Annotated in this window: 1 protein-coding gene; it reads right to left on the bottom strand. The window is 69.7% G+C overall.

What is annotated here, in order from left to right:
* A partial coding sequence (locus tag ARGLB_RS20265; protein WP_003805960.1) for a substrate-binding domain-containing protein occupies window positions 1–726 on the bottom strand: 726 nt, incomplete at both ends.

Below are 726 nucleotides of genomic sequence, written 5' to 3' on the forward strand. Positions count from 1 at the left end.
TCACGAGTTGGGTGGGGACGAGGGTGACGCCGGGTTGGGTGGTGTTGGTGCGGATCTGCTGCAGGACGTTGTCGACGCATCGGTTGCCGACGTCGGCGAAGTTCTGGTGGACGGTGGTGAGCGGGGGAGCGTAGGAGGAGGCTTCGGGGACGTCGTCGAAGCCGACCAGGCTGATGTCCCCGGGGACGGACAGGCCTTTTTCGCGGAAGGCGCGGAGCAGGCCGAGGGCCATGTGGTCGTTGGCGGCGAAGACGGCGGTGCAGCCGGGTTCGTCGGCGAGCCGGAGTCCGGCGGCGTAGCCGGAGTCGGCTGACCAGTCGCCGCGGAGCACGGGCGGGACGGGCTTGCCGGCGGCGGTGAGGGTGGTGCGCCAGGCGGCGGCGCGGCGTTCGCTGGCGTAGGACTCTTCGGGGCCGGCGACGTGCCAGACGGTCTGGTGGCCGAGGTCCAGGAGGTGTTGGACGGCTTTTTGGGCGCCGTCGGCCTGGTCGGTGTCCACCACGCTGTACTGCTCGCCGGCGTCGGAATCGACGACGACGACCTTGACTCCCGGGGGCAGCGTCACTGTCGCTGCATCGAGGAGGTGGACTTCCATGATGGCGATCACGGCGTCAACGGCGAGTTCGCCCATCCGGGAGAATGCGCCCTGGATTCCGGCCTGGGTGGGGGCCGTGACCGGGATCAGCGTGATGGCGAAGTCCTGCCGGGCTGCATGCAGTGCGATGG

It is taken from the genome of Arthrobacter globiformis NBRC 12137 (assembly GCF_000238915.1).
In the GTDB taxonomy this organism is placed as follows: domain Bacteria; phylum Actinomycetota; class Actinomycetes; order Actinomycetales; family Micrococcaceae; genus Arthrobacter; species Arthrobacter globiformis.